9 protein-coding genes are annotated in these 8,869 nt (G+C 63.0%); 4 read left to right on the forward strand and 5 right to left on the reverse strand.

Features of this window, described 5'->3' with window-relative positions; all coding sequences use genetic code 11:
• Positions 1-162: 162 nt before the first annotated feature.
• Positions 163-1,197, reverse strand: a complete 1,035-nt coding sequence (locus tag Q0S16_RS18310) for an aspartate-semialdehyde dehydrogenase (protein WP_295851076.1) — start codon at positions 1,195-1,197, stop codon at positions 163-165.
• Between the two features lie 136 nt (positions 1,198-1,333).
• Between Q0S16_RS18310 and Q0S16_RS18315 the strand changes: the two genes are divergently transcribed.
• Together Q0S16_RS18315 and Q0S16_RS18320 are read left to right on the forward strand one after the other, a co-directional pair.
• Positions 1,334-2,146 (forward strand): hypothetical protein, encoded by an 813-nt coding sequence (locus Q0S16_RS18315; RefSeq protein ID WP_295851079.1) that lies wholly within the window; start codon positions 1,334-1,336, stop codon positions 2,144-2,146.
• Positions 2,147-2,330: 184 nt separating this feature from the next.
• The gene (locus tag Q0S16_RS18320; RefSeq protein ID WP_295851083.1) at positions 2,331-2,723 is read left to right on the forward strand and encodes a hypothetical protein; all 393 of its coding nucleotides are present in this window, start codon (positions 2,331-2,333) and stop codon (positions 2,721-2,723) included.
• A gap of 193 nt (positions 2,724-2,916) precedes the next feature.
• Here the strand turns inward: Q0S16_RS18320 and leuB are convergent, their stop codons facing one another.
• Positions 2,917-4,029 carry a 3-isopropylmalate dehydrogenase gene (gene leuB, locus Q0S16_RS18325; RefSeq protein WP_295851086.1) on the reverse strand — a complete coding sequence of 371 codons (1,113 nt, stop codon included), beginning with the start codon at positions 4,027-4,029 and terminating at the stop codon, positions 2,917-2,919.
• 145 nt (positions 4,030-4,174) lie between these two features.
• Here leuB and Q0S16_RS18330 point away from each other — a divergent pair, with 145 nt between their 5' ends.
• Positions 4,175-5,347 (forward strand): YbfB/YjiJ family MFS transporter, encoded by a 1,173-nt coding sequence (locus Q0S16_RS18330; RefSeq protein ID WP_295851090.1) that lies wholly within the window; start codon positions 4,175-4,177, stop codon positions 5,345-5,347.
• Positions 5,348-5,389: 42 nt separating this feature from the next.
• On the opposite strand, the gene Q0S16_RS18335 is transcribed toward Q0S16_RS18330, so the two are convergent.
• The 3 genes from Q0S16_RS18335 to Q0S16_RS18345 form a co-directional block, all read right to left on the reverse strand.
• On the reverse strand, positions 5,390-6,172 hold the full coding sequence (locus Q0S16_RS18335; RefSeq protein ID WP_295851093.1) for a molybdopterin-dependent oxidoreductase: 783 nt from the start codon (positions 6,170-6,172) through the stop codon (positions 5,390-5,392).
• A 10-nt stretch (positions 6,173-6,182) separates the two neighbouring features.
• Positions 6,183-6,812, reverse strand: coding sequence for a cytochrome b/b6 domain-containing protein (locus Q0S16_RS18340; RefSeq protein WP_295851095.1), 630 nt, complete (start codon positions 6,810-6,812; stop codon positions 6,183-6,185).
• A 232-nt stretch (positions 6,813-7,044) separates the two neighbouring features.
• Complete coding sequence (locus tag Q0S16_RS18345; protein WP_295851098.1) at positions 7,045-7,632, reverse strand: fasciclin domain-containing protein; 588 nt, start codon at positions 7,630-7,632, stop codon at positions 7,045-7,047.
• A gap of 391 nt (positions 7,633-8,023) precedes the next feature.
• On the opposite strand from Q0S16_RS18345, the gene Q0S16_RS18350 reads away from it, so the two are divergent.
• A partial coding sequence (locus Q0S16_RS18350) for an AMP-binding protein (protein ID WP_295851101.1) occupies positions 8,024-8,869 on the forward strand: 846 nt, incomplete at its 3' end.

An 8,869-nucleotide genomic window follows, 5' to 3' on the forward strand; every position in this document is an offset into this window, starting at 1 on the left:
CGCATGGCGCCGCGTCCGGGACAAGTTTCTTCCGAGGAGCCAACGGGCCCGGCTTCGCCGGCCCGATGATGAACTCCGCGACTCGGCAATCCAGATCCAAAACGGAAAACTGGATTGCTTCGTCGCAACGGCTCCTCGCAATGACGGGGAGCCGTCTGTGCGTTACGCCGCTTTCTTCTTCGCGGTGATCAGCTTGCGGTTGATCAGGCATTCCGCGATCTGGATCGCGTTCAGCGCGGCCCCCTTGCGCAGATTGTCCGAGACGCACCACAGCACCAGGCCGTTCTCGACCGTATTATCCTCGCGGATGCGGCTGATATAGGTGGCGTCCTCGCCGGCAGCCTCATACGGCGTCACGTAGCCACCCGGCTCGCGCTTGTCGATCACCAGACAGCCCGGCGCATTGCGCAGGATGTCGCGGGCTTCATCGGCCGAGATCGGGTTCTCGAATTCGATGTTGACCGATTCGGAATGGCCGACGAACACCGGCACCCGCACGCAGGTCGCGGTCAGCCTGATTTTGGGATCAAGAATCTTCTTGGTCTCCATCATCATCTTCCATTCTTCCTTGGTGAAACCGTCTTCCATGAACACGTCGATCTCGGGGATGACGTTGAAGGCGATCCGCTTCGGGAATTTGCGGTTGACCAGCTCGCTGTTGGTGTAGACCGACTTGGTCTGCGAAAACAGCTCGTCCATGGCATCCTTGCCGGCGCCGGAGACGGACTGATAGGTCGAGACCACGACGCGCTTGATGATCGCCTTGTCGTGCAGTGGCTTCAGGGCCACCACGAGCTGGGCGGTCGAGCAGTTCGGGTTGGCGATGATGCCCTTCTTGGTGAAGCCAGCGACAGCGTCGGCATTCACTTCCGGCACCACCAGCGGCACGTCCGGGTCCATCCGCCACTGCGACGAATTGTCGATCACCACGGCGCCGGCCGCGGCGACCTTCGGCGACCATTCCTTGGAGACCGCGCCGCCCGCCGACATCAGGCAGATGTCGACGTCGCTGAAATCATAATGTTCGAGCGCTTTGCATTTCAGGGTGCGGTCGCCATAGGAGACTTCGACGCCCATGCTGCGACGGGAGGCGAGCGCCACCACCTCGTCAGCCGGGAATTTGCGTTCATCCAGGATGTTGAGCATTTCACGCCCGACATTGCCGGTCGCTCCGACCAGCGCGACTTTGTAACCCATCGTTCACTCTCCGAAGAAAAACACTTCGCCCCCGCAAGCTGCGGAAAGGGAAGAGGCAGCGCTTTTATGCGAGAAACGCTTCCAAGACAACGTCAAGACCATCTTTCTGGCGATTTCCCGCCCAGCGATATTCCCGATGCGTTCATTCCTGGCCTCGCGCCGTCAATCCCAGCCGGGCATTCATCCGGCGCTGCAAAGCTTTGCCGATGAGTGCCGTGGCGTGATCTGGCGCCTACTGGCCTATATGGGGGCACTGGCGTTTCTTGTCATCATCGCGATCTCGCTGTTCGAAAGCATTGATCTGGAGCCGATCGCGGAGCCGGCGGCCCGGTCGATCTCCGGGGCTAGCTGGAGCGCGGCTGGTCGGTCGCCCCCGGCCTTTGCCGTCAGTCATTTCGAATCGGCGGGTAAAACCGAAGCCTATGAAGTTTTCCGGCATCCCGATGGTGGCCGTAGGGACGTGCTGCGCTGGAGCATGGCCGACAGGCCGGTTGCCGAGCTGGAATTGTACCGGCCTGGCCTGGAGGCGGCGCGGGCCGGGCCTTCGGCTGATGATGTGGCAGGCCGCATGGACCCCGGCGGCTTTCGCGAGATCGCCGGCGAGGGCATCGTCGACAGCAAGTTCGGCCCGGTGGCGCTGTTTGGTTTTGCTGACCGGCTCGGCGACAGCCAGCGTTGCCTCGGCTTCATGAAGAATCTAGCGGCGGCCAATCTGCAGGTCTCCGGCTGGTCGTGCCAGGGCGACGGCCTGCCGGCGCGCCGTGCCGCGATCGCATGCACTTTCAACAGGCTTGTGTTGCTGGCCGCCCGCAACGAGCCCCGGCTGGCCGAGCTGTTCGCCCATGCCGAGCTGAAGCGTGGCGACTGCGTCAGCGGCGCGGCGCTTTCAGCCAGTTCGGCGGACTGGGTCAGCGGCGCCCAGAACCCCTCGCTGCGGGGCAGCCTGTGACGCATCGCCCGTTTCGCGGCAAGGTCCAAGATATTGGCCGACATGCAACATTCGGCCGTGCCGTGCATTATCTGCGCAGGTGTGGCCGGATTGACCTTGTGGCCCCGCCTCCGCGCCCGTTAAACTAAGTCCAAATTGGATGAGCCGACTCGGCCGTCCGGACCTGCCTGCTCAAGAGGATCTGATGACCTTCAAATTCCCCGCCGCGAAGACCGTCGCCGTGCTTTTGTCGGCCGTGGCCGTGGTTGTTTCCGGCCTGGTTGTTTCCTGCCTGGTGGTGTCGCCGGCCGATGCCGCCCCGAAGCGCCAGTTTGATGAGCAGGGCCGTCCCTATTATGGCCGTGGCGGCCCGAACGTATCCTACCAGCAGGGTCCGCGTACCCGCGTCTATGTCACCAAACGCTCCTGGCTCGATGCCGGCGTCGAAGTACTGCCGGGCGACCGCAAATTCACCGATTACGCCTATCCTCCGGGCCAGTCCTTCGCCCGCGAGAATTTGAATCGCCCGCTGGACCGCCAGCCGCTGAATTCATCCTGGGACCTCGGCGGCTATCCCGAGCGCTTCCCGCTGTATTGATAGCAGCGACTTCTGATGACGAAAATGCCCGGCTCAGCCGGGCATTTTTGTTAGTAAGTGAACCCTGTCAGACCCGCAGAGTGGGCAAAGGCGCCGTTGCGCCGTGCCCACGCATTCGGGAGCAAGATCCGTGGGCACGCTGCGCTTTGCCCACCCTACGAGGTTGAGACCTCACCGAGGCTCACCCTTTCCTCTAATGGTACAGCGCCTGCAACTCCGTCAGCACGGCTTCGCCCATCTGCGCCGTGCTTACCGTCGTGGTGCCGGGCGCCGCGATGTCGGCGGTGCGCAGGCCCTTGGCGAGCACCGCGGCGATCGCCTGGTCGACCTTGTCGGCGGCGTCGCCCATCTCCAGCGAGTAGCGCAGCGCCATCCCGAACGAGGCGATCATCGCCAGCGGATTGGCCTTGCCTGTGCCGGCGATATCCGGTGCCGAACCGTGCACCGGCTCATACATCGCCTTGCGCTTGCCGGTCTTGACGTCGACCTCGCCGAGCGAGGCCGACGGCAGCATGCCCAATGACCCCGTCAGCATCGCCGCGATGTCGCTCAGCATGTCGCCGAACAGATTGTCGGTGACGATGACGTCGAACTGCTTCGGCCACTTCACCAGGTTCATGCCGCCGGAATCGGCGAGCTGGTGCTCCAGCGTGACGTCCTTGTATTCGCGATCGTGAACCTGCGTGACGACCTCGTTCCACAGCACGCCGGACTTCATGACGTTGCGCTTCTCCATCGACGTCACCTTGTTGCCGCGCTTGCGCGCGAGGTCGAAGGCGACGCGCGCGATGCGCTCGATCTCATAGGTGTCATACACCTGAGTATCGATGGCGCGCTTCTGGCCGTTGCCGAGGTCGGTGATGGTCTTGGGTTCGCCGAAATACACGCCGCCGGTGAGTTCGCGCACGATCATGATGTCGAGCCCCTCGACCACGTCGCGCTTCAGGCTGGAGGATTCCGCCAGAGCCGGATAACACACCGCCGGTCGCAGATTGGCGAACAGGCCGAGATCCTTTCGCAGCCGCAGCAGACCGGCCTCGGGGCGGTGCTCATAGGGGACGGTATCCCATTTAGGGCCGCCGACCGCGCCGAAGATGATGGCATCGGCGGCATCCGCGCGGGCCATCGTCGCGTCGGTGATGGGGAGCTGGTCGGCATCATAGGCGGCGCCGCCGACCAGGCCGCTTTCGGTCTCGAATTGCGCAATACCCTTCGCATTGAACCAGTCGATCAGGCGCTTCACCTCGGCCATCACTTCGGGGCCGATGCCGTCGCCCGGGAGAAGCAGCAGTTTGTGCGTTGCCATATCGAATGCCTCTGAATTGCTTGGGAGCCTTGATTGCGGCGAGTGCTAAGGCGTCGTTGCGGGAATGGCAAGACAGTGTTGCCGCCAGGTGGCTTGCCCGCTGCGACCAACTGCCCGCATGCTTCACTACCCGCCGGAGACTCCCGTGACCGCGAAAATCCCGTCATCGCCCGCGCTTGTGCGGCAGATCCTGATTCTTTCGCTGGCGCCGGCGATCGGGCTCGGCGTCGGCCGGTTCGCCTATTCGCTGGTGCTGCCGGATATGCGCGACGCCCTGCACTGGTCGTATTCGTCCGCCGGCCTGCTGAACACCATCAATGCGGGCGGCTATCTCGCCGGCGCGCTGGTGACGGCGAGGCTGAGCCGGCGTTTCGGCCTGTTCGCCGTGGTGCGCGCCGGCACCATCGCCTGCGTGGTGTCGCTGCTGATCTGTGGCCTGTCGGCGAATTTCGCGGTGCTGAATTTTGCCCGGCTGCTGACCGGCTTTGGCGCGGCGCTCGCTTTTGTGGCCGGCGGCGCGCTGGCCGTCACCATCGGACAGGCACAGCCGGCGCGTTCGAGCTTCCTGCTCAGCCTGTTTTATGCCGGGCCGGGCCTGGGCATCGTATTGTCCGGGCTGATGGCGCCGTTTCTGTTGCAAGCCTTTGGTCCGGGGTCGTGGTGGATCGTGTGGCTGGCGCTGGCGGCGGTGTGCAGCCTGCTCGCCCTGCCGTTGCTGTCACCGATCGCGGCGTCGGCCGGCGTGTCGCGTGCCGCGCCATCAGAGGTGCCGCTGCGCCCGATCGCGATCTACCTCGTCAGCTACTTTCTGTTTGGTGCCGGCTACATCGCCTACATGACCTTCATGATCGCCTATGTCCGGGATTTCGGCGGCGATGCACGCGCGCAGAGCGCGTTCTGGTGCCTGATCGGTGCCAGCGCCTTTGCCTCGCCCTGGGTGTGGCGCGGCGTGCTGGCGCGCGGCCATGGCGGGTCGGCGATGGCCATCATCCTCGGCGTCAACGCCGTCGGGGCGGCGATGCCGCTGTTCGGCCATTCGCCTGTTCTGCTTGGCGCCTCGGCGCTGGTGTTCGGCGTCGCCTTCTTCGCGGTGGTCGCTTCTACCACCGCCTTTGTGCGCCTCAACTATCCGCCGGACGCCTGGCCGAAGGCGATTGCCATCGTCACCATCGTATTCGGTATCGGCCAGACGCTGGGGCCGATCGTCGTCGGCGCCATCAGTGACGCCACGCACAGCCTGACCTCGGCACTGGTGGTCTCCGCGGCCACGCTCGGCGTCGGCGCCATGCTCGCGGCGTTCCAGAAGCCGGTTCGATGAAATTCTTTTCCTTCTCCCGCAAGGGGAGAAGAAAGAAAGCGATCAGCTTCCGCTGAAATCGTTGTAGCCTTGGTCTTCCCAGTAGCCGCCCTTGTAGTCGTTGGTGACTTCCATCGAGACGACATATTTCGGATTCTTGAAACCGAGCTTGGTCGGCACCCGGATCTTCATCGGGAAGCCATAGGCGCGCGGCAGGATCTGGTTGTCGAATTTGAAGGTCATCTGGGTCTGCGCATGCAGCGCGGTCGGCATATCGATCGGGCTGGTATAGTCCTCGGCGCAGCGAAACCAGACATATTTGGCCGTGGTGTCGGCGCCGACAAGCTTCAGGAAGTCGCGCAGCGGCGTGCCCTGCCACGAGCCGATCGCACTCCAGCCCTCGACGCAGATGTGGCGGGTGATCTGTAACACCTGCGGCAGCTTGTACAGTTCTTCCAGCGTCCACGGCTTCTTGTTCTGCACCAGGCCGGAAACTTCCAGCTTCCAGTCCTTGCCGTCGATCTTCGGCGCCTCGTCCTCGGCGTAGAAGCCGTTGAACGGGAACGGGCGCTTGATGTCCTTTTCCGAAAAGGTCGGCGCCAGCGTGTTGGGATTGAAGATCGCGGCCTGCACGGCGTCGTTGAATTTGGAGATATGCGCCAGCATGTTGTCGGCGGAAAAACTGTCGGTGACATCGCAGCCGGTCAACAGCGTCAGCGCGCCCAGGCTGGCACCGCCGGCCAGGAAGCGGCGTCGCGACGGGTCGGGCAGCAGTCTGGTCGCGTCCTTGATCAGCAGGGATTTGTCGACGCCGGGAATGATGAGGGAGCGGAAGCGGCTGATCATGGCGATCTCCTCAACGTCCGGTGATCATGGCGCGCAGGCTTTTCGGCACCAGCAGCGACAGAGCAATGTGAATGACCAGGAAACCGACGATCGATGCCATCATGACGAAATGCACATAGCGCGCCACATCATAGCCGCCGAACAACGCCGTGAGATATTGAAACTGCACCGGCTTCCAGATCGACAGGCCGGACAATACGATCAAGATGCCGACCACGATGATGCCGGCATAGAGCAGCTTCTGCACGTGATTGTATTTGGTGAGGTCGTCGTGGGACAGACTGCCGGTCAGCGCCGCTTTGGTGTCGCCGAGCAGGCCGGTGGCGGAGATCGGTAGCAGCTTCTTGCGAAACCGCCCGGTGGCGAGGCCGGTGACCAGATAGGCAAGGCCATTGACCATCAGCAGCCACATCGCGGCGAAGTGCCACATGATGCCGCCGCCGAGCCAGCCGCCCAATGTCACCGATCCCGGGAAGCTAAAGCTGAACAGCGGCGAGGCGTTGTAGATCTGCCAGCCCGACATGATCATCAGCACCATCGCCACGGCATTGATCCAGTGCACGATTCGCACCCAGGCGGGCTGGATCACCTTGCCCGCGGCCGGTGTGGCGTGGTCGTCGCTGAGAGTCAGGCTGGACATGGCTTCATCCGTCAGGTGGTTGCACAGAGCTATACGGGAAATTTGCCGGATCGTTACAGCCTTCCCGGCGACTTTGCCGCTGCAGGATGCCGTAACGATCACAAAAAAGCGAGCCAGGTTGCCCCGGCTCGCTCATTGCGCCCGTGGGGACGCGCGCGCACCCTGTGGGGACTAGTCAGGATGCGCGAAGTGTTTCGCGCTTGAACAGATTGCGCGAATTAGCCGTTCTTGATCAGGCCTTCGGCATTAACACGGTGTCGATGACGTGAATCACGCCGTTCGACTGGTTGACGTCCGCGATGGTCACGGTCGAAGTGCCACCCTTGGCATCGGTCAGCGTCACCTTGCCGCCCGAAGCCTTCACGGTCAGGACTTCGCCTTCGACGGTGGTCAGCTTCTTGCCGTCGGTGAGGTCAGCGGCGTTCAGCTTGCCGGCGACGACATGGTAGGTCAGGATCTTGGTGAGGGTCGCCTTGCTCTCGGGCTTCACCAGGGTGTCGACGGTGCCGGCCGGCAGCTTGCCGAAAGCGGCGTTGGTCGGTGCGAACACGGTGAACGGGCCCTTGCTCGAAAGCGTATCGACCAGACCGGCGGCCTTCACGGCGGCGACCAGCGTGGTGTGATCCTTGGAGTTGACGGCGTTCTCGACGATGTTCTTCGAGGGATACATCGGCGCGCCGCCGACCATCACGGTTTTCTCGCCGGACATCTCGCTCTTCTTCATCATCTTGTCTTCAGCCGATGCGGGGGCCAGCAGGGCGCCGGACAGAGCGAGGGTGCTGAATGCGACGGCCGAGAAAAGTGCAATGCGCTTGGACATGGATCGTCTCCCATTGGATTGATGTGACCGGCGGAAATCCGCCGGCGCGTTGAAAGGGGCACACACGGCAACGAAGCAAGCAGGAAGGCCAGACTGCGCCGCCGATATCCGAGTTACGTGGTCGTTTCAGCGCAGTTTCAGGAAATCTATTTTGCCGCAGGGTGAAACTTTTGCGGCAGCGCCGCGTTCGGGCGAACTTTTGCTACACATTGATGTCATGGCGCCATTCGCCACAGCAGGTTGAAATGATCGCATATGGCGACGCGGTTTCCCGCGCAACAATGCCCCTGACCCGCGTGCGTTGCCTAGGCCCACCGGTTCTTGCTAAGGAAACCGGACAGTTTGACGCGACCGGTGGTCGCTCCCTCTCCTCCTGACCGCGTGACCGTCCATGAACGCCAATCTGTTCTCCCGCCTGTTCGATGATCTCGAAGATGCCTCGAAGCTGGCGATCGAAACCCCGGAAGGTCGGCACATCAGCTATGGCGACCTGGTGGCGCTGGCCGGCCAGATGGCCAATGTTCTGGTGGCCCGCGGCGTCAAACCGGGCGACCGTGTCGCCGCGCAGACCGAAAAATCGGTACCGGGTCTGGTGCTGTATCTCGCCACCGTACGCGCCGGCGCGGTCTATCTGCCGCTCAACACCGCCTACACGCTGAACGAACTCGATTATTTCATCACCGACGCCGAACCGTCGCTGATCGTCTGTGATCCCGCCAAGGCGGATGGCTTCGCGGCGATGGCCGGCAAGGTCGGTGCCAAGGTCGAGACGCTGGGCGCCGACGGCAAGGGTTCGCTGACCGACGCTGCCGCCAAGGAGAAGCCGGATTTCGCCACCGTGGCGCGCGCCGATGACGATCTCGCCGCGATTCTCTACACCTCCGGCACCACCGGTCGTTCCAAGGGCGCGATGCTCACGCATGACAATCTGGCGTCGAATTCCGAGAGCCTGGTCGGCTACTGGCGCTTCACCGACAAGGACGTGCTGATCCACGCTTTGCCGATCTACCATACCCATGGATTGTTCGTGGCCAGCAATGTCACGCTGTTTGCGCGGGCGTCGATGATCTTTCTGCCCAAACTCGATCCCGAGCTGATCATCGGACTGATGGCGCGCGCGACCGTGCTGATGGGCGTGCCGACCTTCTATACGCGGCTGCTGCGGAGCCCGAACCTCACCAAGGCGGCGTGCAGCCAGATGCGGCTGTTCATCTCCGGTTCGGCACCGCTGCTGGCC

The organism is Tardiphaga sp., from assembly GCF_025356345.1.
Taxonomy (GTDB): domain Bacteria; phylum Pseudomonadota; class Alphaproteobacteria; order Rhizobiales; family Xanthobacteraceae; genus Tardiphaga.

Excerpts from the sequence above, each read along its gene's own strand:
- Q0S16_RS18310 (WP_295851076.1), bottom strand. The coding sequence starts at position 1,197 with ATGGGTTACAAAGTCGCGCTGGTCGGAGCGACCGGCAATGTCGGGCGT.
- Q0S16_RS18315 (WP_295851079.1), top strand. The coding sequence starts at position 1,334 with ATGCGTTCATTCCTGGCCTCGCGCCGTCAATCCCAGCCGGGCATTCAT.
- Q0S16_RS18320 (WP_295851083.1), top strand. The coding sequence starts at position 2,331 with ATGACCTTCAAATTCCCCGCCGCGAAGACCGTCGCCGTGCTTTTGTCG.
- leuB (WP_295851086.1), bottom strand. The coding sequence starts at position 4,029 with ATGGCAACGCACAAACTGCTGCTTCTCCCGGGCGACGGCATCGGCCCC.
- Q0S16_RS18335 (WP_295851093.1), bottom strand. The coding sequence starts at position 6,172 with ATGATCAGCCGCTTCCGCTCCCTCATCATTCCCGGCGTCGACAAATCC.
- Q0S16_RS18340 (WP_295851095.1), bottom strand. The coding sequence starts at position 6,812 with ATGTCCAGCCTGACTCTCAGCGACGACCACGCCACACCGGCCGCGGGC.
- Q0S16_RS18345 (WP_295851098.1), bottom strand. The coding sequence starts at position 7,632 with ATGTCCAAGCGCATTGCACTTTTCTCGGCCGTCGCATTCAGCACCCTC.